This is a genomic window from Nocardioides sp. Soil805, assembly GCF_001429625.1.
GTDB lineage: Bacteria > Actinomycetota > Actinomycetes > Propionibacteriales > Nocardioidaceae > Nocardioides.
Genome location: NZ_LMSU01000001.1, coordinates 1,218,040 through 1,243,782 on the forward strand (window position 1 = coordinate 1,218,040; position 25,743 = coordinate 1,243,782).

Genomic DNA, 25,743 nt, shown 5'->3' on the forward strand with positions numbered 1-25,743 from the left:
GAGGTGCGGGGCTAACGTCCCGGGATCAGCAGCCGACCCGGGAGGACCAGCATGTCGACCGAAGAGACCGTCGAGCGCCGCACCATCCTCAAGACCGCCGCCGCCGCCGCGTCGTTGGCCGGTCCCTTCGCCGGCCTGGTGGCCGCGCCGGCCTCCGCGGCGACCAACCCCAGGCCGGTGCCGCTGCGGGCCGTGCCCGACGAGCGGGACGGCGTCGTCCGCCTGCACGTGCCTGAGGGCTTCCGCTACCGCTCCTTCCACGACACCGAGTCGACGGTGACCCTCACCGACGGCACCGTCCTGCCGGGCCGGCACGACGGGATGGGCGCCTTCGCGGGACCCGACGGCACCGTGGTGCTCGTCCGCAACCACGAGGTCAACAACCCGGTGCCGGCAGCGTTCGGCACCGGCACGCCGTACGACCCCCGCGCGGGTGGCGGCACGACGACGATCCAGGTCACGACCAAGGGCGAGGTGGTCCGCTCCTTCACCAGCCTCAACGGCACGATGATGAACTGCTCGGGCGGGCAGATGCCGTGGGGCGCGTGGGTGACCTGTGAGGAGACCGTCAACGGTCCCGACGTCGGCCCCGACTTCACCGGCACGTCCAACGTCCCGCTGACCCAGGCGCACGGCTTCGTCTTCGAGGTGCCGGTCAGCGTGTTCCCGGGCGAGGGCCAGTCGTCGCGGCAGCCGATCCGCTCGGCCGGACGCTTCGCCCACGAGGCGGTGTCGTACGACGAGGGCAGCGGCTACCTGTACCTCACCGAGGACGACTTCGGCTTCGCGTCGGGCTTCTACCGCTACCGCCCGCCCAGCGACCCGATGGTCGTCGGCCGTCTGGAGGACGGCGGGACGCTGGAGATGCTCAAGGTCGTCGGCGTCGACAACGCCCACCTCGAGGGCGCGCAGGAGCAGGGCGCGACGTACGACGTCGAGTGGGTGCCGATCGAGGACCCCGCCCCCGAGTTCCCCTACACGCCCGGCGAGACGGCACCGACCAGCAACAACGACGCGATCACCCACGTCGCGCGCCAGGGCTGGGCGCAGGGCGCGGCGTACTTCTCCCGGCTCGAGGGACAGGTCGCCCGCGACGGCGTCGTCTACTTCACCTCGACCCAGGGCGGCGGGCCGGCCGAGACCGGCACGGAGAACCCCGCGGGCTTCGGGCGCGGCTCCGGCCAGGTCTGGGCCTACCGTCCCGCGTCGGGCAAGCTGCGCTGCGTCTTCCAGTCGTCGGGACCGATGGAGCTCGACCTGCCGGACAACATCACCACGTCCAAGCGCGGCACCCTCGTCGTCTGCGAGGACAACGTCAACGACAACTACGTCCGCGGGTTGTCCAAGAACGGCAAGCTCTGGGACATCGCGCTCAACCGGCTGCGCAGCGCGTCGGGCGCCGACCGCTCCAACGACGAGTTCGCGGGCTCGACCTTCAGCCCGGGCGGCGAGACGCTCTTCGTCAACATCCAGGCGAGCCGGGGCATGTCGTTCGCGATCTGGGGGCCGTGGCACAAGATCGGCGTCTGATCGTCCGGGCCTTCCTGAGGCGGGCCGGCCGCCGCGTCGGGTTGTCCACAGATCGCGGTTGACGGGTTCCGTCGCGCCTCCCCGACGGGAAGAGTCGACTCCAGTCGTACTCGTCCGGCGTCGTCGCCGGGTGCATCTCGGGAGGCACGATGAACCTCAGGCTCGACCCTGCCCAGCTGTCGATCGGTGCCGACGCCGTCGAGGCGCGGGCCGCCGACATGGCGACCCGTCGTACCCGGATCGAGACGTCGGTCGACGCGCTCCTCGCCGGGTGGCACGGCGCCGCGGCCGACCGCTTCGCCGGGCTGTGGGAGGAGTGGTGCGCCGGCGCGGACACCGTCATCGCCGGCCTGGCCTCGAGCGCGGTGGCCCTACGGGCGGCTCGTGACGACGCGACTCTCGCGGACGGCTCGTCGTCCGAGAACCACGCCGACCTGGCGCGGAGGCTCGGATGACGGCGTACGACGTGGACGTCGACGAGCTCGCGTCCGTCATCGCCGCGATGGACGCTTGCGGCCGAGAGCTCGCCGACCTGGCCGCGGACGTCGAGGCCGCGCATGCTGCCCTGCACGCGGACTGGACGGGGCTGGCCGGCGAGGCGCACACGGCGTCGCACGCGTCGTGGCGGACGTCGTTCGCGGAGATGGGCACCGCGCTCGCGGGCCTCCGGTCGGTCGGGGAGACCGCGCGGGCGAACTACGCGGTCGCGGTCGAGGCCAACCTCGCGATGTGGGAGCAGGTCAGGTGAGGATCGCGGTCGAGACCGGCGGCTTCACCTCGGCCGCCGACGCGTGCCGCACCGGCAACCAGATCTCCGCACTGCTGTGCGAGTCGCTCGCCGGCAAGCTCGGTGGGTACGCCGGCATGGCCGGCGACGACGCGACCAGCGCCGAGTTCGCGACGTCGTACGACGACGGGGCCCGGCAGGCGCTCGAGACCCTGACCGAGCTCACCCACGCCTTCATCGGACTGGGTCGGCTGCTCACCGCGACCGGGGCCAACCACCGCGACGCGGAGGCCGCCTCCGCGGCGGTGTCGTCCTACAGCGGCGGCTCGCTCGACGAGGACGACTACGTCCGGGTCTCCCCCACCCCGCCGCAGTCGTGCCTGGGCGCGAACCCCGTGTCGCTCGGCACCGTGGAGACGTGGATCCTCGACCAGGTCGAGGGCTTCGTGTGGCCCGGAGCGGACGTCGACCTGCTCCTCGACGCGGCCACCACCTGGCGCCGCGCGGGCGCCGCCGTTGCCGACCTCGACGCGCACTGCGACATCGCCGCCGGCTTCATCGAGCACCAGGTCTCCCCCGAGGTCCCGCTCGCCCTCTCCGCGCTGGCGGACCTCCGGTCGCTCATCGGCGACACGGCTGGTGCCTTGATCGCGGTGGGGACGGCGTGCGAGGAGTACGCCGCCGCGGTCCGTGAGACCCACGAGCGCACCCGTGCGCTGCTCGTCGAGGTCGGCAGGATGGTCGTGGAGGGCGTCGCGATCTCCGCCATCGTCGGCGGGATCACCGGTGGGCTCGGCGCCGGGGCCGCCGGCTCGGCGGCGCTGGCTCGGATCAGCGCCCATGCACCGCGCTTCCACGCGCTGCTCGTCAGCCTGCGGGCCACCGGAGCTGCCACCGCCGGCCGGCTGCGGACCGCTCGCGAGGGGCTCGGAGTCGTACGGGCTCGGGTCGAGCGCTTCGCGCGCGTGAGGGTCCGGGACGAGCGGGGGGAGATGAAGCTGCCTGGCGGCTGGAGGACATCACTCTCGGGACAGGACTCGGTGGGTGGTCACATTGCGTCAAAGCACGTGGGCAAGAGCGCCGAAGAGCTCGCAGACCGTGCTCGGACGCAGGGAATCAAGTTCGCCTCGACCTTTGCCAACGAGGCTGACGCGGAGCGCGTCATCGCCAGCGTGCTGCGCAGTCGTGCTCGGGAAGTTGACGAGTGGCTCGCAAGCGGCCGGGGCCAGTTGCGTATTGATGCGTTGTTGGGTCGACCGACAGGGACATCTGTGAATGCGGCGGGTGACGTCCACGAGGTCTCCGGTGTCAGAATGATCCTGAGGCGGACTGATGAGACCGAGTCGGGGTACCGCATCCACACCGCGTTCCCGCAACCGTAGGGAGTCAGAGTGAACCAGGCTGAATATCCCGCTCTGTGGCAGTTCCTCGGCGCCTACCTGCACCAGGACTGGCAAGAGGACTACGCGAATACCCTTGAAGCGCTGTCGGACTTCATGACCAACGAGCCCACGTTCGCGCCGATCCTCGCCACTGAGATCGACCACCTTCTGAACTCGACGTCCACAGCTGATGAAGCCGAGGCCGCGATTCTGGGCCTGGGATCGTTCTTCGTTCCGTCCGCTCGAGGCGGCGACGCCAGAGAGTGGTTGCGCCGGATCCGTATCGAGGCAACTCAGACCCTCCGAGCCGGATGATGTGCGCGACGGGGCAATGCCCCAAGTGGAGCGCAGACTCAGCCACCGCGCCACCTCCGTCCCGCCAACCCACCTCCCGGCGGCCGGCTCCCTGAGGACGACTCGCGCGTCCGCGATGTCCAACGTGACCCGTCGGCGCGCTCCTCAGCTCGCCGCGGCCGCCCAGAACGACTCGAGCACGCCGGCCGAGTCCGGCCCGCCGAGCTCCACCTGCGTGAGGAGCACCGTCACGACGCCGTGCACCGGATCGACGTACGCCGCCGTGCCGGTGCCACCGACCCAGCCGTAGCGACCGACGACGTTCCACGGGTTGAGGACCGCGGTGTCGACCCCGCCACCGAAGCCCCACCCCTGGCCGTCCAGGAAGAAGCCGGCCATCTCGCGCTGCTGCGCCGTCGTGTGGTCGGTCATCATCAGCTCCACGGATTCCCGGGTCAGCAGTCCGCCTCCGCCGGCGAGCAGCATCCGGCCGAAGGCGAGCCAGTCGTCGGCAGTGGTGACGAGACCGCCGGCGCCCGAGGCGAACGCGGGTGCGGTGGCGAACTGTCCCTCGGGCTCGTCGCTGACCTCCAGGTCTCCCTGGTCGTCGTGCCCGCAGAGCGTGGTGAAGCGGTCGATCCTGTCGGCCGGCACGTGGAAATTCGTGTCGACCATGCCCAGCGGTTCGAGCAGGCGCTCCGCCATCAGGTCGGCGAACGACGCACCGGCGGCGCGGGCGAGCAGGACGCCGAGGACGTCGTACGACGCGTTGTAGGTCCAGCCCTCCCCCGGCTGATGCATCAGCGGGATCCCCGCCAGCCGGCGCATCCACTCGTCAGGAGCCGGGACCGTGCCCACCTCCATCGACGCCTGTCCCAGCTGCTCCATGAGCAGCGGCACGACGACCGAGTCGAACGTGGCGAAGCCGTGCCCGGCGGTCGACGTCAGCAGGTGGCGGGTGGTGATGGGGCGGTCGCTCGGCACGGTGTCGTCGAGCCCGCTGCCGGGTGTCCGCAGCACGCGCGGTGCGGCGAGCTCGGGCAGCAGCTCGCCGACGGGGCCGTCGAGGGTGAGGCGTCCGTCCTCGACCAGCATCATCGTGAGCGCCGCGGTGAGCGGCTTGGTGATCGAGGCAGCACGGACGATGGAGTTGCGAGCCATCGGACGGCCGCTCGTGCCCTGGGTGCCGAGGACCTCGAGCCGTACGTCGTCCCCGCGGGCGACGAGCGCCACCAGGCCGGGGATCTCGCCGGCGTCGACGTGGGGTCGCAGCGCGGCCGCGAGATCAGCCATGCTGCGACCGTACGCCGCCGGCGCTACAGCAGTCCCTTGACGTACGCCGCCTGGCCGAGGTGCTGGAGGCAGTCACCTTGGATGCTGATCAGGCGCTGGCCGGCGGTGACCGGCGGGTCCCAGTTCTGGTCGACCTCCCGCTCGAGCTCCTGCTCGTCGACCGTCTGCAGGTAGCGCGCGGTCGCGAGCGTCACGTCGTGGTGGTAGTCGACGAGCAGCTGGGGATCCGCGATCCGGATCGCGTCGACCTGCTCGCTGGTGTGGCCGTAGCCGATGTCGTCGGCGCCGCTCTCCATCCCGAAGCGCTCCTGGTGCCGCTCCCAGACCTGCCGCTCACCCGCGAGGTGGGCGACCTGGGCGTCCTGCCCGCGGGCGGTGTGCCACAGGAGCCAGCCGATCGGGTTGCCAGTGCCTCCGGGACGCTCGTGGAGCGTGCGCTGGTCGAGGTCCTGGGCCACGTCGTCGTACAGCTCGGCGATCCGGCCGAAGCCCTCGGTGAGCACTCCCCTGACGTCCATGGCCGCCTCACTCCACCGGCGTCGCGGACCGGACCTGCGGCGCGCTCGACTGCTCGTCCTTCATGCCGTCGATCTCGGCGAGGATGCGCGTGCGCTCCTCGTCGTCGATCCGTACGCCGGCCTTCCGCAGGCCCTCGTCGAGCTGCTGCTCGATGGTGGAGTCGTCGGCGCTGTACTGCCACGAGCTCACCTCCTCGACCACGCGCTGCGCTGCTTCGGTCGCTGCCTGCTGGGTCTCGTCAGTCATGCGCCCCACGCTAACGATGCTGCGGTGAGGCGCCTCCCCTCTGAGGGTGTGGCACCGGCGGGGGACCCGACCCCGCACTACGCTCGCAGGCATGGCCTCCCCCGTCGCCCTCGTCACAGGTGGTTCGTCCGGCATCGGCGAGAGCACCGCGCGCGCCCTGCTTGCCAAGGGCTTCACGGTGTACGCCGTCGCCCGCCGCGTCGACCGGATGGCCGCGCTGCAGTCGAACGGCGTCCACACCTTCGCGATGGACGTCACCGACGACGCCTCGATGGTCGCCGGGATCTCCCGCATCGTCGAGGAGCAGGGGCGGATCGACGTCCTGGTCAACAACGCCGGCTACGGGTCGTACGGCGCTGTCGAGGACGTGCCGATCGACGAGGCCCGTCGCCAGTTCGAGGTCAACGTCTTCGGCCTGGCCCGCCTGGTCCAGCTCGTCACACCGCACATGCGCGCGCAGAAGTCGGGCCGGATCATCAACATCTCCTCGATCGGCGGCAAGTTCTACGAGCCGTTCGGCGCGTGGTACCACGCGACCAAGTTCGCCGTGGAGGGCTTCAGCGACAGCCTGCGCATGGAGCTGCGGCCCTTCGGCATCAAGGTCGTGCTGATCGAGCCCGGTCCGATCCTCACCGAGTGGAACGAGATCGCCCGCGACTCCCTCCTCGAGCGGTCGGGGACGGGCGCGTACGCCGAGCACGCCCGCAAGGCGCACGAGGTGCTCACCGAGTTCGACAAGCCGTCGCGTGCTTCCACGCCCGAGGAGGTCGCGGACAAGATCGTGAAGGCGGCGGTGGCGAAGCGGCCCGCTGCGCGCTACCCCGTCGGCAAGGGTGCGCGGATGATCACGACCTCACGCGACCTGCTGCCGGACCGGGTGTTCGACGAGGTCGTGAGCCGGACCTTCGGGACGCGGTAGGTGCCCGCGCCCTCCCTCCTTGAGCTGGTCGACCGGGCGACACGTCTGCTGGACCGGCCGGGACGGGTGGTGCTCGGCATCACCGGGCCTCCCGGGGCCGGCAAGTCGACGATGACCTCATCGCTGCTCGACTCCCTGCTCACGCGCCTCGGACCGGACGCCGTCGGCCACCTCCCGATGGACGGCTTCCACCTAGCCGACGTCCAGCTCGAGCGGCTCGGACGCCGCGACCGCAAGGGAGCTCCGGACACCTTCGACGTCGACGGTTACGTCGCAGCGCTGCAGCGCCTGCACGACCGACCCGACCGCACGTTGTTCGTCCCCGGCTTCGAGCGCGACCTCGAGCAGCCGATCGCCGCGGCCATCGCTATCCCGCCGTCCGCGCGGCTGGTGCTCACCGAGGGCAACTACCTGCTGCTCCGCGACGGCGGCTGGGAGCGCGTCCGCCCGCTGCTGGCCGAGGCGTGGTTCGTGGTCCTCGACGACGACGTACGCCGCGAGCGACTGGTGCAGCGGCACGAGGAGTTCGGGAAGTCCCCGGCCGACGCACGGGCCTGGGTCGAGCGCAGCGACGAGGCCAACGCGGCGCTGGTGAGTGCCACCCGCGAGTCGGCCGACGTCGTCGTACGGCGCGGACCACTCACGGTTTGAGATGCGGGGTAGCGAGATTCGCGCCCGCCACGCGGATTCCTAGGTCATGCTGCGCCCGTGCGCATCGGGACCTGGAACCTCGCCGGCCGCTGGTCCGACCAGCACGCCGCCCTGATCGAGGCGGAGGACTGTGACGTCTGGCTGCTCACCGAGGTCAACGAGCGCACGGACCTGGCGGGCCACTCCCTCCACCTGTCGACCGCGGTCATGGCCGCGAAGCGCCGCTGGGCCGCCGTCGCAAGCAGGCTGCCGCTGACGCCGGAGGCCGACCCACATCCCGCGAGCGCGCGTGCACGCATCGGCTCGACGACGTACGTCAGCTCGGTCCTGCCCTGGCGCGCGTGCGGTTCCGCGTCTCCTTGGGTCGGAGCCCGTCACGTCGACAGGACCGAGAATGCCGTTCAGGAGCTGGCCGTCCACCTGCGCGGCGTCTCGCCGCTCGTCTGGGGCGGGGACTGGAACCACGCCCTGACCGGCAAGGAGTACGCCGGCTCGCAAGGAGGTCGTCGAGCCCTCCACGATGCTCTCGAGTCCCTCAGGTTGGAGGCAGCGACGACGGCACTGCCGCACGCGATCGAGGGCCTGCTGACCATCGACCACGTGGCCGTGCCGGTCGGACTCGACACGACGGCTTCGCGGATCGACGCCGCGAACGAGGGCAAGCGGCTCTCCGACCATGACGCCTACGTCGTGACCGCGGACCTGTGAGAGTCGCCCTCAGCACACGCCGAGCCGTCGGGCGACCTCGTCGCCGGCCACGCGCCGTACGGTCTCGGGATCACCGACCACCACGAGCTCGTCGGTGGCGCGCGACATCCCGACGTACATCCGCTCGCGAGCCCGGTCGCGGGCTCCGTCCTCGTTGAGGCACAGCACGACGGCGCGGCGCTCGAGCCCCTTGCAGCCGAGGACGTGCCCGTAGAAGACGTCGTCGTCCCAGTACGTCCCCCAGTAGCCCTCCTGGTCGTGGAAGGCGGTCCGCTCCACCTGGATCGGGTGGCGGTGGCCGGTGGTGAGGAGCGCGATGTTGCGCGGCTCCCAGCCCGCGTCGAGGAGGCGATCCACCTCGTCGTCGGCCGCCCCGATCGCCTCGTCCAGCGTCGACTCCACGAAGCGGACGACCGGCCCGTCGCCACCGCGTGAGTACATTCGGCTGGGCGCCAACGGACCGAAGGACTCGTGGATCTGCCTGGTGTTGCGGAGGTTGTGATCGAGGACCAGCGGGACGAGCGCCACCGGCGGGCGCCCGAACCGCGCGAAGATCCGCTGGTTCTCGTCGGAGTAGACGAAGAGTCCGCCCTCCTCCTCGTCCCGCAGCGAGCGCAGCACCGGGGTCCACCACGAGTCGGCGAAGTCCTGGGCCTCGTCGACGATGACCGCGTCGTACTTCTTGCCGTCCGGGAGCGCGGCGGCCAGCTCGGCCATCTCGGCGGGCAGCCGTTCCTCCCAGAACTGGCTGTCCGACCGGTCCCCGTCGGCGGCACGCCACTGCTGGCCAAAGGCATGGAACGTCCCGACGAACGCCGGGCGGTGGCGGCGGTCCCACGTGGCGACCTGCCGCTTCAGGTGCTCGGCGAGCCCGATCGAGTAGCAGAGCAGCGCGACCCGCTGCGCAGGGCGGCCCTGACCACCGCGGGTGAGCTCCTTGGCCTGTTGCAGCGCGAGCACGGTCTTGCCGCTCCCGGCACCGCCACGCACCTCGACCCGCGGCAGCAACCGGGTGACGCGCAGGATCGTGGCCTGCTCCATGGTCAGGCGGTCGAACTCGGCCGCGCGGTCGTCGGACTCGGCGTTGACGTCGTACGGCGCCGCGAAGCGCCCCGTGAGGATGTCGGCGATCGCCTCGACGTCGTCGTGCGTCGGGGGGCGCTGCCCGTGCAGCAGAGCGTGCGCGTTGTCCCGGGCCCGGTCGGCGAGCGCGGACAGGTCGTCCTTGTCGTGCAGCGCCCAGCGCGGCAGCTCGGGGACGGTGAAGTCGGGGGCGAACGCGGAGTAGGGCGTGACGAGGCCGTGCCCCCAGCCGACGCGCCGCGCCAGCCCGCCGTCCGGGTGCTGCTCGACGTAGCGCTTGAGCGCGTGCTTGGCGGTGCGGACCTGGTCCACCGGCGTGATCCTCCGGTGCGCGCCCCGGCGCTGGATCCACCACGCATGTCCGTCAGCCTCGTCGGGCGTCACGTGGACGCTGCCGCCCTTGACCTCGAGGACGAGGATCCCGACCTCGGGCATGAGCACGACCAGGTCGGCCTCGACGTCCTTCTCCTCGTCGGTGAGGCGCAGGTTGGCGAGCAGCACGTCGTCGGGACCGAGGCTGTCGCGCAGCCGCTCCCACACGAGCTCCTCCGAGGTCGTCTGGAAGGTCGGCGACTCCGGGATCAGGCGCGGCATGCGCTCACCCTCACATCCGATCGGGTCCGCGCGTGCGCGAATCGGCCCCGTCACCGCCCGGTCCCGCACTCGTCCTCGTCGAAGAGCGCCATCTGGTCGAGCTGCACCTTGCGCACCGGCGCGTCGACGATCAGGCGCAACGCGGCGCGCATCCGCGCGGTCAGCTCGCGGAGGTACTCCTGCCGGGCCCGGGCCACCTGCTCGGCGCGACCCCGTCCTTCTTCACGGGCGGCGCGTGCCTTGGCGCGCATCTCGCGCCGGCGCTGCTCGTTGATGCGCACCGCCTTGAGGAGCAGGCCGGTGTCGTTGTCGAAGATGCGCGCGATCGTGGCGGGCCCGACCGAGCCGCGCTGTCCCCGCTCGAGCTCGACCATCACGCCGTACGCCGTGGCGAAGCGGCCGTGGGCCGGCGGACGGGCCGTCACGTCCGCGGGCTGACGGGGCGTCTGCTCGTCCATGCACCTGCCGCCGACGCGGGTGACGAGGTCACCGGCCCACCGGTCCACCTGCGTGGTGAGGCGCTCGATCTCCAGGCGCAGCTGCGCCGGCACCAGCGCGGACGCGTCCAGTTCGCGGAAGACGGTGATCTGACCGTCCCGCAGGGAGAAGGTCAGTCCGAACTCGCGCTGGTTGAGCAGGTTGACCTCGACCAGGGCGCGCGCCTCGTCGACGACGTCGCCCACGAGGGGCGCGTGCAGGAGGATGCGCGGCAGGTGGGCGCCGATCGTCACCCACACGACACCGCGGGTGGTGTCGAGCGGCAGGTCGCCGTCCTCGTCCCACTCCGGGCGCTCGTCCTGGAGTCCGCGTACCGCCAGGTCGACCGCCGCCCGCACCTCGTCGGGCCCCTCCGGGTGGACGACGACCTCGGGCCGCGGCCTGGGCGGGATCGCCCGCAGCGGCTCGTCCGCGACCTCGTCGAGCAGGCCGTCCGCGGACAGGTAGACCGGGTGCACGACGGCGTACACCTCGCGCAGCGCCCGCACCATCATCACCGCCGCGCGATCGGCCTCGCGCTGGTCGAGGTCGATCCAGAAGTTGGTGTTGCCCGGCAGCTCCGTCGCGTCCGGCTCCGCGAACCCGAGGTGCTTCAGGAGTCCCTCCTGGAACACGTCCATGGCGTACTCCTCGGCGAGGTAGACGTTGCTCACCGCCTCCACCCGGAGCACGCCCGGGCCGGCCAGCACCTGGCAGTACGGCGCCGCGCCGACCGACGTCTCCTCGGCGAGCTCGACGACCAGCGACTCGTCCTCGGCCATCTCCGCCAGCCGATCGGCCAGCCGCTGGCGCAGCTCCCGCCAGGCCGTCTCCACCGCGTCGTCCCAGCGACGCTCCAGCTCTCCACTCATCTCGACCCCCGATCCGGGCCGCCCCCGCGACCCGTCGATGCCGACCCTAGGGACGCCCACCGACACCGCTCGGCGCACGGTCTAGACCAAGGCACGATGCGATCGGGTCGGCTCAGACGCTGCGACACATACCTGCTCGACGTCGAGGTCTGCCTTCTCCGTCCTCGGTCCGGTCCCCCGCATGGGTGAATCCACCCATGCGGCGCATCGCGGGAGATGGGCATCGCGCCCGACGCGAGCGGCGTACGCAACGCGCGACGGTGAGCGCATGGACACCACCGACTTCGACACAGACATCGACACCGTGATCATCGGCGCGGGCCAGGCCGGCCTGGCGACCGGCTACTTCCTCCAGCAGCGAGGGACCTCGTTCGTGATCCTCGACAGCGCCACTCGGGTGGGCGACAACTGGCGCCGGCAGTGGGACAGCCTGAAGCTCTACTCCCCCGCGCACGTCGACGGGCTGCCCGGCCTGGCGTTCCCGGCTCCGCGCTGGACCTTCCCCGGCAAGGACGCGGTGGGCGACTACCTCGAGTCCTACGCCCGCACCTTCTCCCTCCCGGTCCGCCTGGAGACCCGCGTCCAGGCCCTCGACGCCGATGACGACGGGTACGTCGTCACCACCGACCGCGGCCGTTACACCTGCCGCAACGTCGTGGTGTGCACCGGCACGTTCGGGCGCACGGCTGCCGTGCCCGACATCGCCGCCGCGCTCGACCCGACGATCCTCCAGCTGCACTCCAGCGAGTACCGCCGGCCCGGCCAGGTCAACGACGGACCGGTGCTGGTCGTCGGCGCCAGCCACTCCGGCACCGACATCGCCTACGAGCTGGCCGAGACGCACCCGACGATCCTCGCCGGTCGCGACTGCGGCGAGATCCCGCCCCGGCTCGGGTCCCCGGCGTTCCGGGTCGTCTTCCCCGTCCTGCTCTTCGCGTGGCAGCACGTGCTGACCCGGCGCAGCCCCATGCGAGCCACGCTGATGGACGAGCTCCGCCACCATGGCGGACCCATGCTCCGGGTGAAACGGCGGGACCTGCTCGAGCGCGGCGTCGAGCGGACGACCAGCCGGGTCGAGGAGGTCCGCGACGGCCTTCCCGTGGTCGACGGCACGCCGCGCGAGGTCTCGACCGTCGTGTGGGCGACCGGCTTCCGGCAGGTCTTCGACTGGATCCACCTGCCGGTGCTGGGTGACGACGGCTGGCCTCGGGAGATGCGCGGGGTCTCCCCCGACGCACCCGGGCTGTTCTTCTGCGGGCTGTGCTTCCAGTACGCCTTCAGCTCGATGGTCCTCCCCGGGGTCGGTCGCGACGCGGCGTACGTCGCGGACCGGGTCGCGGCCCGATCCCGCGCGCTCGGAAAGGCGACGCCGAGCCTGCCCGGTGCCGCCTGACCCGCCGTACCCTCGAAACGTGGACACGGCCGCTGACCACTACACACGCGGCGACTGGCAAGCCGCGTACGACGCGTGGTCGCGCACCGGGCCGGACGGCCTCAGCGCCGCCGAGCTCGACTGCTTCGGCGCGGTCGTCGAGCTCGTCGGGACGCACGACGAGGCGGTCCCTGTCCTGCAGCGCGCCTTCCGCGCGCACCTGGAGGCGGGCGACCTGCACGCCGCCGCAGGGTGCGCGGTCCGTCTGTCGATGGGCCTGGCCGAGCACGGCGAGCACGCGCTCGCCGGCGGTTGGGCCGCCCGGGCGGCCGAGCTCGTCGACGAGATCGGCGCGGACTGCGTGGAGCGCGGCTGGATGGCGTTCCTCATGATGTTCCGCGCCCTCGGCGAGGGTGACCTCGCGGAGGCGAGACGGATGGCCGACGAGGCCCACGACGCCGGCCGCCGCTTCCACGACGCGGACCTCACGGCGATGAGCACGTGTGCGCAGGGGCGGGTGTCGATCATGACCGGGCACTTCGCCGAGGGGCTGGCGCAGCTCGACGACTCCATGGTCCGGGTCGTGGCGGGCGAGCTGTCCCCGGTGATCGCGGGGCACGTCTACTGCACCGCCATCGAGGGCGCCCAGGAGGTCAGCGACTTCGGCCGGGTCGCCGAGTGGACGGCCGCCCTCGAACGGTGGTGCCAGGCACAGCCCGGGCTGCTGGCCTTCACCGGCCAGTGCGCCGTGCACCGTGGGCAGCTGATGCGGCTGCGCGGCGCCTGGGACAGCGCGTTGCGGGAGTGGTCGCTGGCCGCCGAGCGGTACGTCGCCCTGGGCACGCCCGGCCCCATCGGCCTCACCGCCCTCGAGACCGGCGACGTGCTGCGGCTGCGTGGTGACCTCTCCGCTGCCGACGAGTGCTACCAGCGCGCCGCCGATCTCGGCGTCGACCCGCAGCCCGGACTGGCGCTGCTGTGGCTGGCCCAGCGGCGGTCGTCGCCGGCGGTCGCGGCCGTCGACCGGCTGCTCGCCTCGTCGACCGGACCGCTGGAGCGGTGCCGGATCCTGCCGGGGTCCATCGAGGTCCTGCTGGCGTGCGACGCGGTCGAGCGCGCGCGACCGCTGGCGCTCGAGCTGGAGTCCTTGGCATCGGCGGCCGGGTCGGCGGTCCTGTCCGCGGCCGCCGCCCAGGCCCACGGGGCCGTCGAGCTCGCCGCCGGGGATGCTGCGGGTGGACTGCCCTACCTTCGCAAGGCGCACCAGCTCTGGACGCAGTCGTCCTCGCCGTACGACGCCGCCGTCACGCGACTGCTCATCGGCCGCTGCCTCCTGGCCCTCGGCGACACGTCCTCCGCCGAGCGCGAGATGACCGCCGCACGCGCCGCCTTCCGGCAGGTCGGTGCGGCGCCGATGGCCGACCTCACCTCGTCGCTCCTGGCCCCTCCCTCCCTTCCCGGCGGCCTGACCGCCCGCGAGGTCGAGGTGCTCCGCCTCGTCTCCTCGGGCCGCAGCAATCCGCAGATCGCGACCGAGCTCGTGCTGAGCGAGAAGACCGTGGCCCGGCATCTGTCCAACATCTTCGGCAAGCTCGACGTCGCCTCGCGCACCGCCGCCGCGGCGTACGCCTACGAGCACGGGCTGGTCTGAGCCTGGGGTGCTCCGTCCCCACGGCCGCAACACGATCGTGGCCCCCGCCACCGGCGAGGGCCACGAGTCGCGGGGGTCACCCCAGCACGCCGCCGATCCTCATCACGCCGTCCGGGTCGTAGGTCCGGACCGCCCGGCGCAGCCGGGCGAGGGTGACCTCGTCGTACGCGTCGACGTACTCCTCGGGCGTGAACGTGAAGTTCGGCAGCCGATGGCCGCCGACCCACGGCTGCATCGCGGTGAGGATCGCCTCGGCGTGGTCCTCCACCCCCGGGATCTCCGCGATGCCGACGACGAGCAGCGAGTACGCCGCGTCGCGCGAGGCGAAGGCGCTCGGGTGCTCCCCCGGCCGGGCGAACGCGCCGCCCAGCTGGCGCACCTCGACCAGGATCTGCGGCGACGCCACACCCGGCCCCGTCAGGGCGAGCAGCGCGTCAGCGGTCTCGGCCGTGAAGTCGGTGAGCACCTCGCCAGCCTCGTGCGCCGGCGTCGGGTCGAGCGGGTCCGTGTGGACCGAGTCGATCGCGGTGTAGGGCTTGTCGGCCACGTCGTCGAGGATGACCGGAGCGGCGGCACGCATCGCGGCGAACCAGCGCTCCCCCACCTCGGCCGACCCCGTCCACACGTAGCGGACCGACAACGTCAACCGGCCGGCCAGCATCGGCGGCACGCCCTCCATGTCGGGGAGCTGGAACAGGGCGATCGACGTGGTGCCCAGCTCGGGCAGGTCGTCGGACCAGTGCAGCCAGCGCTCGATGACGGTCGCCGCGTCGTCCCCGTCGAACCACAGCGAGCCGCCGTAGAACCTCGGCTGGTGGACGAGGTCGAACTCGATCGCCGTGATGATCCCGAGCATCCCCTTCCCGCCGCGCAGGGCGAAGAAGAGCTCCGGGTACTCGGTCGGCGTCACCCGCCGGAGCACGCCGTCGCCGGTGACGACCTCGATGGCGCGGACCTTGTCGATGGCGAGCCCGTACGTGCGGGCCATCGGCCCGAGCCCGCCACCGGTGGTGTAGCCGACGATGCCGACGTCGGTGATCGAGCCCGAGAGCGGCGCGAGGCCGTAGGGCGCGGCGGCCTCCACGACGCGGAGCCACTTCACGCCGGCCCCGGCGCGGGCCCAGCCCTCCTCCGGGTGCACGACCACCTCGTCGAGCTCCTTGGTGGTGACCAGCAGCTCGGTGGTCAGGTCGGCCATCGGGCCGTGGCCCGTGGCTTGCGGTGTCACGCGGATGCCGTGCCGGGCCGCGAACTGCACGGCCTCGACGACGTCCTGGGCGTCGTGCGCCGCGAGGACGGCCGCGGGGCGGACGGGGATGGCAACGTTCCACGGCGCCACGAGCGCGTCGTACCTCTTGTCGCCAGGCACCGCGACGGTGCCGATGGTGAGTGCGTCCAGCTCCGCGAACGGTACGGCGTACGCGGGGCTGGTCTGTGCGATGGTCATTGTTCCTCCGTGTGGTGTCGTCGTTGACCCGACGAAGGTGCACCCACGCGGTTGAGGTGGACTTGCGCCCGACTTGAGCCCGAGGTGCGGAATCAGTCGCCTGAGGCGCGCTGGGGAGCGACAAACAGTCCATCCGGGTCCGCAGCACGACGGATCCGGTGGAGGCGCTCGTACGCCGACGCCGACCTCCCGCGCCGGGCGGCCGCCTCGTAGGCCATCGAGAGGTACGACGCGCTGGAGGTCCAGGGGGCGAGTGACTCCAGGACCCGCGTGGCGTCCTCGCGTACGGCGCTCCACCCGGTGCCCACGTCGAGCCCGACGCCGAGCACCAGGAAGGAGCCGTCGAGGTGGTCGAGCGCGCCGCCGCGAGGGGCGGGGCGCTCGATGGCGCCACCGAGGTGGCGCAGCTCGACGAAGAGCAGGTTGCTGCCGGAGCCGGGGCCGGCCGAGGCGACCAGGGCCTCCACCGCCTCCAGCGGAAGACCGTGGACCAGGACGCTGTTGGCGTAGACCGCGGTGGGTTCCTGGGGGTCGAGCTGGAGGTGGGCGATGTCGGCCGCGGGCACCTGGGCGAACGTGTCGGTCTCGGGCCTCAGGCCACGCAGCGGGGCGAGGATGCGGGCACCCGCCTCGGCGTCACCCTCCACCACCGCATGGAGCATGAGGAACTGCCGGCCGCGCACGTCCGGGGGCATCCACTCCTCGTCGGGCACCTGGAAGATGCGGGCGACACTGGTCACCGACTCGGGTGCGTCCGCGGTCCACTCGCCCCACGCCGCGAGGACGCGCCCGGCGTGCCGCCAGTCCCAGGCCAGCATCCCGGCGTACACCGTGGGGATCGGGAGCAGGTCGAACTCGAGGGCGGTGACGACCCCGAAGCCGCCGCTGCCGCCGCGGGCCGCCCACAGCAGGTCCGCGTCCTGGGTCTCGGTGGCGCGCACGAAGGTCCCGTCCGCGAGCACCAGCTCGGCGGCCGTGACCGCGCTGCACTGCAGGCCGTGCCGCCGGGCGTACCAGCTCACGCCGCCGCCGAGCGACGAGCCGACCACCCCGACACCGGGGCTGGACATGTGCCTCGCGGCGAGGTCGACCTTGCCGGCGCGGGCGATGACGTCACCCCAGAGCACGCCGGCCTCGGCACGGGCCGTACGACGGGCGGCATCGACGCGCAGCCCGGTCATCGCCGAGGTGCGCAGCAGGACCGCGTCGCCGAGCCGACCCGCGAGCGGCGGGGCGCCGTGGCCGGTGCCCTGGGGTGCGACCCGGAGGCCCGACGCCGCGGCGGCCAGCACGATCCGGGAGACCTCCTCGGCGTCGGCCGGATAGGCGACCGCCGCCGGGTGCTCGTCGACCTGGAGGTTCCAGGGCATGCGCGCCTCGTCGTAGAGGGCGTCCCCGGGCAGGTGGACGGCACCGCCGGCCAGCCCGCGGAGCGCTTCGGTCTCGGGCACCGTCACCACCTCACGATCGGGGCGTCCCAGCGTGCCCGGGCCGACTTGAGGATGACTTGAGCCGACGGTTCATCCGCTCGTGGAGCAGGGCTCGCTCGCCGGTCGGGATGTCGGCGTGGATGGCGTCGCGCACCAGCGGGTTGACGAAGTCGAGCGGGTGCCCGTCGACGAGGATCTCGCTGCGGGCCAGGACGTCGAGGGCGGAGGCGACGTCCTCCTCCGAGTGCTGCGCCAGGTCGGCGACACTCATCAGGTCGGCCACCGGCCCGAGCACCGCCACCGCCCGCGCGACGGTCGTGACCGTCGCCGGCATCCGGCGCAGGCGCAGCGTCACCAGCGAGGTGACGGCGCGCGACCCCACGGCCCGGACGGTGTCGACGTGGGCCACGTCGGGCGGCACGCCCTGGTCGGCCAGCGCGCGCAGCAGCTGACGCAGGAGGAGCGGGCTGCCCGAGGTCATCCGGTGGCACGCGGCCACGAAGGCCTCCGCGCCCCGACCGAGCCGGTCGGCCACCAGGGCGGCCGTGCCCTGCTCGGTGAGTGGTGCGGGGTGCAGCATGCTCGTCGACTCGTTGCCGGCGAGCTCGGCCAGCAGGTCGTCGGCATCGTGCGGCTCACCGGAGCGCACGGCCAGCGCCACCAGGACCGGGAGCCCGTCGAGCCGCCTCACGAGGTAGGCGAGGAACTGGACCGACGCCTCGTCGCTCGACTGGACGTCGTCGACGCAGAGCACGAAGGGCGCGTCCTTCGCCAGGTCGGCGGTGATCTCGTACAGACCGCGGAGCACGGCGAAGCGCTCGTCACGGCGTACGACGTCGTCGACTGCCGCGTCGAACAGCTGTCGCACGACGCCGTAGTCGAACCCCTGCTCCAGCGCGCTGCTCCGCGCCGACCTGACGAGCACGCCGTCAGCGACGGCGAGCTTGCGCAGCTCGTCGAGCAGTCGGGTCTTGCCGATGCCGGCCGGGCCCTCGACGAGCACGGAGCCACCTCTCCCGTCCTTGAGGTCCTCGAGCTTGGTGCGCAGGACGGCCAGCTCGCGCTCCCGGTCCACGAGCCCGTCGGGCTTCCGCGGCCGGGGAACGAGCGGGGTGGCGTTGTCTGCCTTGGCCGGACTCGGCGCATCAAGGTCCGGCGACTGTGCCAGGACCTCCGCCTCGAGCGAGCGCAGCGCGGGACCGGGATCGACGCCGAGCTCGTCGGCGAGCACCTGGCGCGCCCGGCGCAGCGCCTCCAGCGCCGCGGCCTGCCGGTGCGCGCGGTAGAGCGCGAGGGTGAGGAGGCGCCAGCGCTCCTCGCGGAGCGGGTCATCGGCGACGAGCGCCTCGAGCTCGCCGATGACGAGCTGGGCCTCTCCGAGCTCGAGGCGGGTGGCGAGGAGGCGTTCGCGGGCCACCGCACGGAGCTCGGTGAGCCGTGCGATCTCCGCCTGCGCCCACGGCTCCCCCGCGTAGTCGGCGTAGGCGGGTCCTCGCCACAGCCGGAGCGTGGTCTCCAGGGTGCACACCGCATCACTCGGCGCTTGGCCCGCCGCTGACTCGACGGCCGCCTCGAAGGCCCACGCGTCCACGGCGTCCGGTGCCAGGCGTAGCACGTAGCCAGGCCCCGCACGGGCGATGACGCCGTCGCGCTGCCGGGCGGTCGCGTCGGGCTCGAGACGCCGACGCAGATGGCTCACGTACGCCTGCAACGCGCCGGTGGCGTCGGCGGGTGGCTGGTCCCCCCACACGCAGTCGACCAACCGATCGGCCGGGACCACCTGGTCCCGCAGCATGATCAGTCCGGCCAGTACGGCGCGCTGACGCCGCCCGCCGAGGTCCACGACCGCGCCGTCCCGCGTCGCCGTGAGCTCGCCAAGCACGTGCAGGTGAAGTTGCGGCTGCCCGTCCACCCCATTTCCTCGCGTCGTCTCCGTCGAGGATAGGACCGGGTCAGGGGTGCTTGCTGCCCCGAATTTGGGCACGCGGGCTCACGTCGGGGCCTTCGTCTGTGCGTGTCGGCCCAGCCGCTCGGGGCGGCTCCGGGCTACAGGTGCTCGAGCTTGGCGTACGGGCTCGTGATGCGCACCGTCTTGTCACCGAAGTCGATCGACACCGCGTGGGCCTCGACATTGAGGACGCGCCCCAGGCCGTAGAGGTCGTGGCAGACCTGGTCGCCGACGGCGTACACCTCGATCTCTTGCTCGGGCTTGGGTTGGAAGGGACTCGAGGAGAGAGGCTTCCGCGTGGACCATGTTGAGGAGGTCATATGCCTCCAGTATGCGCCCCGGACGAAGGAAGTGCGCCCTTCGTAGCCGGATCCCTGTCCCAACGATGGCGACGGGCACGTCGGTTCGATCGCTGCGCGCGCTGAATCACTGCGCCCGCATGCCGATTCTGCCGTGTAGGCGCAGCTCGCCTGGCAAGCTCGGCCGCATGGACATCTCGGGGGATCTGCCCATCGGCCTGCACGAATCACTGGTGACGTCCGGCATAGAGGCGCAGCTTGCGTCGGTCCTCGGACCTGTGGCTGAGTTCGGCACGGTTGATGATGCGGACCTTCCCCACGTTCTCGCGCAGCACGTCGCGGCGATGACCCTGCGACGACTCACCCACCTGAAGGACCCTGCTGCTCGCATCGCCGCGGCCAACGCCGCTCTTCAGGCACTGGAAGGGCAGCCGGACCCTGTGATGTCACCTGCACAGCAGCTTCATGCGCTGCGCATGCCGGCCGGGCCAGGAATCGACACACGTCTCACGCGGCGGCCGAAGACACCTCTGAACGACGCGGCACTGCTCACCAACGCTCACGGCGAGCCGAGTCTGGCGTCCGAGCTTCGCGCCGAGATCGACTCGGCCGACTCGATCGACCTCCTGTGCGCCTTCGTCATGTGGCACGGCCTGCGTCTGATCGAGGGAGAGCTCGCAGCTGCACATCAAGCCGGCATCCCCATTCGAGTGGTCACCACGACGTACATCGGCGGGACCGAGCGTCGCGCGCTCGACCGTCTCGTCCGCGACTTCGGTGCCGAGGTCAAGGTCCAGTACGACGCCAAGCGCACCCGCCTCCATGCCAAGGCCTGGCTGTTCCAGCGCGACACGGGGTTCGACACCGCCTACGTGGGCTCCTCCAATCTGACGACCTCCGCCATGCTCGAGGGCGTCGAGTGGAACGTCCGACTCAGCACAGCGGCGACGCCAGCGCTGATCGACAAGTTCCGGGCGACCTTTGACACCTACTGGAACAGTCCCGAATTCGAGTCCTACGACCCCGACCGAGACCGGGATCGCCTCGACGACGCGCTCCTCGAGGCCAAGGGCACCAAGAGCTCGGACCGAGTCACCATCACGCTGGTGGGCCTCGAGGTCCGCCCCTATCCGTACCAGCAGCAGATGCTGGACGCACTCGAGGCCGAACGGGTGGTGCACGACCGGCACCGCAACTTGGTAGTGGCCGCGACCGGCACCGGCAAAACGGTGATCGCCGCCTTGGACTACCGCCGGATGTGCCAACAGACCGGCGGTCAGCAACCGCGTCTGCTCTTCGTCGCGCATCGCAAGGAGATCCTCGAGCAGTCCATCCGCACCTACCGCGAGGTCCTGGGTAATGGCAGCTTCGGCGAGCTCTACGTGGGAGGTCAGCGGCCCGAACGCTGGAGCCACGTCTTCGCGAGCGTCCAGTCCCTCACGTCGTACGGCGTCACCGACATCCCCGCCGATGCTTACGAAGTCGTAGTCATCGACGAGTTCCACCACGCCGAGGCGCGCACCTATCGGCGCCTCATCGAGCACCTCCGCCCCACCGAGCTGCTCGGGCTCACCGCCACACCGGAGCGGGCCGACGGGACCGATGTGCGCTCGTTCTTCGACGGGCGCACCGCAGCCGAACTGCGCCTGTGGGACGCGCTCGGTCAGGACCTGCTGTGCCCCTTCCACTACTTCGCGATCGCCGACGGCACGGACCTGCGGTCGATTACCTGGTCGCGCGGCCGTTACGACGAGCGGGAACTCGAGGGCGTCTTCACCGGCAATGACGCGCGAGCACGCATCATCCTCCGGCAGATACGCGAGAAGGTCGCCGATCCCGGGCGGATGCGTGCCCTCGGGTTCTGCGTCTCGGTGGCGCACGCGGCGTACATGACTCAGGTCTTCAACGGCGCCGGCATTCCGGCTCGGCTGGTGACCGGACAGACCAGAGCGGAGGATCGCGCCACCGCCCTCCGGGAGCTGCGGTCAGCGACGGTCAACGTGCTCTTCACCGTAGACGTCTTCAACGAAGGTCTGGACATCCCGGATGTAGACACCGTGCTGTTCCTGCGCCCGACCGAGAGCGCCACGATCTTCATGCAGCAGTTGGGTCGGGGCCTTCGTCGAACCCACAACAAGGCCGTGCTCACGGTGCTCGACTTCGTGGGCTACCACCGTCGTGAGTTCAGCTTCGCCAAGAAGTATTCAGCCCTCACTGGGGTCCACGGAAAGCAACTGCAGAAGGCTGTCCAGGATGACTTCCCCTTCCTGCCCTCCGGGTGTCAGATCCAGCTCGACCGCAAAACCCACGAGATCGTGCTGGAGAACCTCCGCTCGCAGATCTCGCCACGCTGGGCTCAGCTCGTCGGCATCTTGCGCCAGACGGGAGACAGCGACCTGGCGACGTTCCTGGACCGCAGCGGGCTTGAGCTGAGCGACATCAGCCGGCGCGGCTCTTGGACTGTCCTGCGCAGAGAGGCCGGATTTAAAGCGCTGCCTGGCTTCGAGCTTGAAGAGCGCCTACTCCGACGAGTGCGGGCCTTCGCCCATGTCGACGATGCGCAGCGAGCGGCGTCGTACGACGCCCTTCTACGAGATGACGCTCCGAAGTACGACGAACTCTCCGCCGGCGAGCAGAGACTCGCCCGCATGCTCTTCTACTCGTTCTGGTCTGACGGCGGCGGCTTCGAGTCGTACGGCGATGGCCTCGCGGCCCTCCGCCACGAGGTTGCTGCGCGCGCCGAGATCCGTGCCGTCGTCGACCTGTCGTACGACGCAGCGCGTCACGTGCCCCTGACGCTGGACGGATCACTGTCCTCGGTGCCCCTCAAGGTGCACGCCCGCTACCAGCGCGAGGAGATCTTGGCCGCTCTCGACTTCCCGCGGAGACCCAACAGCTTCCGCGAGGGCGTCCTCTACCTCCCAGACCTCAACATCGATGCCTTCTTCATCACGCTGAAAAAGTCCGAGGCGGACTACTCCCCCACGACCATGTACGCCGACTATCCGATCAGCCGGGACCTCTTCCACTGGGAGTCGCAGTCCACGACCTCCACGTCCTCCAAGACAGGTCAGCGCTATCTCGCCGGCGCCTCGACGGTGCTGTTGTTCGTCCGGCACGAGCCCAAGGACGACTTCGGCACGGCGCCGTACACGTTCATGGGACCCGCCACCTATGTCAGCCACTCCGGCGAGCGGCCCATCGCGATTACTTGGAAGCTCAAGCACCTCATGCCGATGGAGTTCTTTCAGCACGCATCGGCAATAGCCCAATAGGGCACTGCCTGTCTACGAAGTCTGGGCAGCCAGGGACGGAGGCCCCACGGGCCAGCCGCGTCTCTGATCGGACCATACGAAGAAGGGCCCGACACCTCACGGTGTCGGGCCCTCACTTCCGTACTGGATCAGCTGCAGCCGCTGGTGCTGCCGCAACCCTCGCAGACGTAGCACGAGCCGGCAGGACGCATCTTCGTCCCGCACGTCATGCAGAGCGGCGAGTCGACGGCGGTGCCGGTGAGCTTCTCAAAGAGCTCGGCCGTGGTCTTGGCCTCGACGGGCGCCGGCTTGGCCGCAGCCTCGACGATCTCCTCGGCCTCGACGACCTCGCCGACCACGGGGTGGTCCTCGACGAGCTCGGCGGCGGAGCCGGTCTCCTCGACGATCGGCTCGTAGGAGCCGGTCTCGAGGTGACGCTGGCGCTCGTCGGCGGAGTAGATGCCGAGGGCGGAGCGCTCCTCGAAGGACAGGTAGTCCAGGGCCAGGCGGCGCCAGACGTAGTCCATGAGCGACTGCGCCATGCGGACGTCCGGGTCGTCGGTGAGGCCGGCGGGCTCGAAGCGCAGGTTGGTGAACTTCGAGACGTAGGTCTCCAGCGGGACGCCGTACTGCAGGCCGATCGAGACGGCGATCGAGAACGCGTCCATGACGCCGGCGAGGGTCGAGCCCTGCTTGCCGAGCTTGAGGAAGACCTCGCCCAGCTGGCCGTCGTCGTGGGCACCCGAGGTCATGTAGCCCTCGGCGCCGCCGACCGTGAAGGACGTCGTGCGCGAGACGCGCGACTTGGGGAGGCGCTTGCGGGTCGGGGCGTAGACGACCTTCTCCACGACCTTGGTCGCCGCGGCGTCCTTGGCGTCGGCCGCGTCCTTCGCGTCCTTCTTGGCCTTGCCGCCACCGTCGGAGAGCGGCTGGCCGACCTTGCAGTTGTCGCGGTAGATCGCGGTCGCCTTGAGGCCGAGCTTCCAGGACTGCATGTAGACGTCCTCGATCTCCTCGACCGTGGCGTCCTCGGGGAGGTTGACCGTCTTGGAGATCGCGCCGGACAGGAACGGCTGGGCCGCCGCCATCATCCGCACGTGGCCCATCGGCTTGAGCGACCGGGCGCCCATCGCGGTGTCGAAGACCTCGTAGTGCTCGGTCTTGAGGCCCGGGGCGTCGATGACGTGGCCGTGCTCGCCGATGTAGGCGACGATCGCCTCGACCTGCTCGGGCTGGTAGCCGAGCTTGCGCAGCGCCCGCGGGATCGTCTGGTTGACGATCTGCATGGAGCCGCCGCCGACGAGCTTCTTGAACTTCACCAGGGAGAAGTCGGGCTCGATGCCGGTGGTGTCGCAGTCCATCATGAAGCCGATGGTGCCGGTCGGCGCGAGCACCGAGGCCTGCGCGTTGCGGAAGCCGTTCTTCTCGCCGGTGGCGATGACGTCGGCCCACGCCTTGGTGGCGAGCTTGAGCACGCGGCCGTCCTCGGTGTGCAGCACGCGCACCTGGTCGTTGGCCGCCTGGTGCTTGCGCATGACCCGCTTGTGGGCCTCCGCGTTGCGCTGGTAGCCGGCGTACGGGCCGACGATGCCGGCCAGCTCGGCCGAGCGCTTGTAGGACTGGCCGGTCATCAGCGACGTGATGGCGGCGGCCATCGAGCGGCCACCGTCGGAGTCGTAGCCGAGGCCCATCGCCATCAGCAGGGCGCCGAGGTTGGCGTAGCCGATGCCGAGCTGGCGGTAGTCGCGGGTGGTGTCGCCGATCGACTCGGTCGGGAAGTCCGCGAAGCAGATCGAGATGTCCATCGCGGTGATGATGAACTCGACGGCCTTGGCGAAGAGGGCGGCGTCGAAGGTGTCGTCGTCCTTGAGGAACTTGAGCAGGTTGAGCGACGCCAGGTTGCACGAGGAGTTGTCGAGCGACATGTACTCCGAGCAGGGGTTGGACGCGGTGATGCGGCCGGTCTCGGGGTTGGTGTGCCAGTCGTTGATCGTGTCGTCGTACTGCAGGCCCGGGTCGGCGCACTCCCACGCGGCGACGCTGATCTTGCGGAACAGGTCGCGGGCGTCGACGGTCTCGATGACCTCGCCGGTGCCGCGCGAGCGCAGGCCGAACTCGGTGCCTTCCTCGACCGCGCGCATGAACTCGTCGCTGACGCGGACCGAGTTGTTGGCGTTCTGGTACTGCACGGAGGTGATGTCGGCGCCGCCGAGGTCCATGTCGAAGCCGGCGTCGCGCAGGGCGCGGATCTTGTCCTCCTCGCGCGCCTTGGTCATCACGAACTCCTCGATGTCCGGGTGGTCGACGTCGAGGACGACCATCTTGGCCGCACGACGCGTGGCGCCGCCCGACTTGATGGTGCCTGCGGAGGCGTCGGCGCCGCGCATGAAGGAGACCGGGCCGGACGCCGTGCCGCCGGAGGAGAGCAGCTCCTTGGAGGAGCGGATGCGGGAGAGGTTGAGGCCGGCGCCGGAGCCGCCCTTGAAGATGAAGCCCTCTTCCTTGTACCAGTTGAGGATCGAGTCCATCGAGTCGTCGACCGAGAGGATGAAGCAGGCCGAGACCTGCTGCGGCGAGGGGGTGCCGACGTTGAACCACACGGGAGAGTTGAAGGAGAAGTACTGGTTGACCAGCAGCCAGGTGAGCTCGTGCTCGAAGATCTCGGCGTCGCCGTCGGTCTTGAAGTAGCCGTGCTCGATGCCGGCCTTCGTGTAGGTCTTCACGACCCGGTCGATGAGCTGCTTGAGGCTCCACTCGCGTACGTCGGTGCCGACCGCGCCGCGGAAGTACTTGCTCGTGACGATGGTCGAGGCGTTGACCGACCAGAAGTCGGGGAACTCCACGCCGCGCTGCTCGAAGACGGTCTCGCCGGTCTTCCAGTTGGTCTGGACGACGTCGCGACGCTCCCAGGTGATGGCGTCGTAGGGGTGCGTGCCCTCGGTGCTGAACACCCGCTCGAGGGTCAGGCCCTTGCCCTTCGCGGCGCCCTTGGCGCGGCTGCTCACCGTCTCGGTCATGGGTTCTCCTCGTGATCCCTCGTGATGGTC

At 70.9% G+C, this 25,743-nt stretch carries 21 protein-coding genes; 11 read left to right on the forward strand and 10 right to left on the reverse strand.

From position 1 onward, the window contains the following. Positions 1-51: 51 nt before the first annotated feature. From ASG94_RS06085 to ASG94_RS06105, 5 genes are all read left to right on the forward strand, one after another. Positions 52-1,530: a PhoX family protein gene (locus tag ASG94_RS06085; RefSeq protein WP_056925441.1), complete on the forward strand. Its 1,479-nt coding sequence runs from the start codon at positions 52-54 to the stop codon at positions 1,528-1,530. A gap of 149 nt (positions 1,531-1,679) precedes the next feature. Further along, the gene (locus tag ASG94_RS06090) at positions 1,680-1,985 is read left to right on the forward strand and encodes a WXG100 family type VII secretion target (protein ID WP_056925442.1); all 306 of its coding nucleotides are present in this window, start codon (positions 1,680-1,682) and stop codon (positions 1,983-1,985) included. Next, complete coding sequence (locus ASG94_RS06095; RefSeq protein ID WP_056925443.1) at positions 1,982-2,278, forward strand: WXG100 family type VII secretion target; 297 nt, start codon at positions 1,982-1,984, stop codon at positions 2,276-2,278. The genes ASG94_RS06090 and ASG94_RS06095 overlap by 4 nt, the downstream gene beginning before the upstream one ends. Next, complete coding sequence (locus ASG94_RS06100) at positions 2,275-3,639, forward strand: RNase A-like domain-containing protein (protein WP_056925444.1); 1,365 nt, start codon at positions 2,275-2,277, stop codon at positions 3,637-3,639. The genes ASG94_RS06095 and ASG94_RS06100 overlap by 4 nt, the downstream gene beginning before the upstream one ends. A 9-nt stretch (positions 3,640-3,648) precedes the next feature. Further along, positions 3,649-3,954 (forward strand): contact-dependent growth inhibition system immunity protein, encoded by a 306-nt coding sequence (locus tag ASG94_RS06105; RefSeq protein WP_056925445.1) that lies wholly within the window; start codon positions 3,649-3,651, stop codon positions 3,952-3,954. Between the two features lie 144 nt (positions 3,955-4,098). Here the strand turns inward: ASG94_RS06105 and ASG94_RS06110 are convergent, their stop codons facing one another. The 3 genes from ASG94_RS06110 to ASG94_RS06120 are packed head-to-tail and all read right to left on the reverse strand — an operon-like array spanning position 4,099 to position 5,991. Further along, on the reverse strand, positions 4,099-5,226 hold the full coding sequence (locus ASG94_RS06110) for a serine hydrolase domain-containing protein (RefSeq protein ID WP_056925446.1): 1,128 nt from the start codon (positions 5,224-5,226) through the stop codon (positions 4,099-4,101). A 23-nt stretch (positions 5,227-5,249) separates the two neighbouring features. After that, positions 5,250-5,744, reverse strand: a complete 495-nt coding sequence (locus ASG94_RS06115; protein ID WP_056925447.1) for a mycothiol transferase — start codon at positions 5,742-5,744, stop codon at positions 5,250-5,252. 7 nt (positions 5,745-5,751) lie between these two features. Continuing rightward, positions 5,752-5,991 (reverse strand): hypothetical protein, encoded by a 240-nt coding sequence (locus ASG94_RS06120; RefSeq protein ID WP_156411436.1) that lies wholly within the window; start codon positions 5,989-5,991, stop codon positions 5,752-5,754. Positions 5,992-6,082: 91 nt separating this feature from the next. On the opposite strand from ASG94_RS06120, the gene ASG94_RS06125 reads away from it, so the two are divergent. From ASG94_RS06125 to ASG94_RS06135, 3 genes are read left to right on the forward strand one after another with little or no spacing between them, the layout of a single operon-like run. Next, positions 6,083-6,910 carry an oxidoreductase gene (locus ASG94_RS06125; RefSeq protein ID WP_056925449.1) on the forward strand — a complete coding sequence of 276 codons (828 nt, stop codon included), beginning with the start codon at positions 6,083-6,085 and terminating at the stop codon, positions 6,908-6,910. Further along, positions 6,911-7,561, forward strand: coding sequence for a nucleoside/nucleotide kinase family protein (locus ASG94_RS06130; protein WP_056925450.1), 651 nt, complete (start codon positions 6,911-6,913; stop codon positions 7,559-7,561). A 57-nt stretch (positions 7,562-7,618) separates the two neighbouring features. Beyond that, positions 7,619-8,269 (forward strand): endonuclease/exonuclease/phosphatase family protein, encoded by a 651-nt coding sequence (locus ASG94_RS06135; protein ID WP_056925451.1) that lies wholly within the window; start codon positions 7,619-7,621, stop codon positions 8,267-8,269. 9 nt (positions 8,270-8,278) lie between these two features. Here ASG94_RS06135 and ASG94_RS06140 read toward each other — a convergent pair whose 3' ends face one another. Both ASG94_RS06140 and ASG94_RS06145 read right to left on the reverse strand, forming a co-directional pair. Beyond that, positions 8,279-9,946 (reverse strand): nuclease-related domain-containing DEAD/DEAH box helicase, encoded by a 1,668-nt coding sequence (locus ASG94_RS06140; protein WP_056926322.1) that lies wholly within the window; start codon positions 9,944-9,946, stop codon positions 8,279-8,281. A gap of 50 nt (positions 9,947-9,996) precedes the next feature. Next, a complete protein-coding gene (locus tag ASG94_RS06145; protein WP_056925452.1) occupies positions 9,997-11,295 on the reverse strand; it encodes a type III secretion system chaperone in 1,299 nt (432 codons plus the stop codon). A 268-nt stretch (positions 11,296-11,563) separates the two neighbouring features. On the opposite strand from ASG94_RS06145, the gene ASG94_RS06150 reads away from it, so the two are divergent. Further along, positions 11,564-12,688 carry a flavin-containing monooxygenase gene (locus ASG94_RS06150; RefSeq protein ID WP_056925453.1) on the forward strand — a complete coding sequence of 375 codons (1,125 nt, stop codon included), beginning with the start codon at positions 11,564-11,566 and terminating at the stop codon, positions 12,686-12,688. Between the two features lie 19 nt (positions 12,689-12,707). After that, positions 12,708-14,318 carry a LuxR C-terminal-related transcriptional regulator gene (locus tag ASG94_RS06155; RefSeq protein ID WP_056925454.1) on the forward strand — a complete coding sequence of 537 codons (1,611 nt, stop codon included), beginning with the start codon at positions 12,708-12,710 and terminating at the stop codon, positions 14,316-14,318. A 76-nt stretch (positions 14,319-14,394) separates the two neighbouring features. Here the strand turns inward: ASG94_RS06155 and ASG94_RS06160 are convergent, their stop codons facing one another. From ASG94_RS06160 to ASG94_RS22320, 4 genes are all read right to left on the reverse strand, one after another. Next, positions 14,395-15,765 carry an FAD-binding oxidoreductase gene (locus ASG94_RS06160; RefSeq protein ID WP_056925455.1) on the reverse strand — a complete coding sequence of 457 codons (1,371 nt, stop codon included), beginning with the start codon at positions 15,763-15,765 and terminating at the stop codon, positions 14,395-14,397. A 92-nt stretch (positions 15,766-15,857) separates the two neighbouring features. Continuing rightward, a complete protein-coding gene (locus tag ASG94_RS06165; RefSeq protein ID WP_200958022.1) occupies positions 15,858-17,216 on the reverse strand; it encodes an FAD-binding oxidoreductase in 1,359 nt (452 codons plus the stop codon). Positions 17,217-17,226: 10 nt separating this feature from the next. Then, positions 17,227-19,107 carry a BTAD domain-containing putative transcriptional regulator gene (locus tag ASG94_RS06170; protein WP_156411437.1) on the reverse strand — a complete coding sequence of 627 codons (1,881 nt, stop codon included), beginning with the start codon at positions 19,105-19,107 and terminating at the stop codon, positions 17,227-17,229. A gap of 134 nt (positions 19,108-19,241) precedes the next feature. Beyond that, positions 19,242-19,385, reverse strand: coding sequence for a hypothetical protein (locus tag ASG94_RS22320; protein WP_235537146.1), 144 nt, complete (start codon positions 19,383-19,385; stop codon positions 19,242-19,244). A 143-nt stretch (positions 19,386-19,528) separates the two neighbouring features. Between ASG94_RS22320 and ASG94_RS06180 the strand changes: the two genes are divergently transcribed. Then, on the forward strand, positions 19,529-22,717 hold the full coding sequence (locus tag ASG94_RS06180) for a DEAD/DEAH box helicase (protein WP_235537147.1): 3,189 nt from the start codon (positions 19,529-19,531) through the stop codon (positions 22,715-22,717). Between the two features lie 128 nt (positions 22,718-22,845). On the opposite strand, the gene ASG94_RS06185 is transcribed toward ASG94_RS06180, so the two are convergent. Continuing rightward, positions 22,846-25,713: a vitamin B12-dependent ribonucleotide reductase gene (locus ASG94_RS06185; protein ID WP_056925460.1), complete on the reverse strand. Its 2,868-nt coding sequence runs from the start codon at positions 25,711-25,713 to the stop codon at positions 22,846-22,848. Positions 25,714-25,743: the final 30 nt, after the last annotated feature.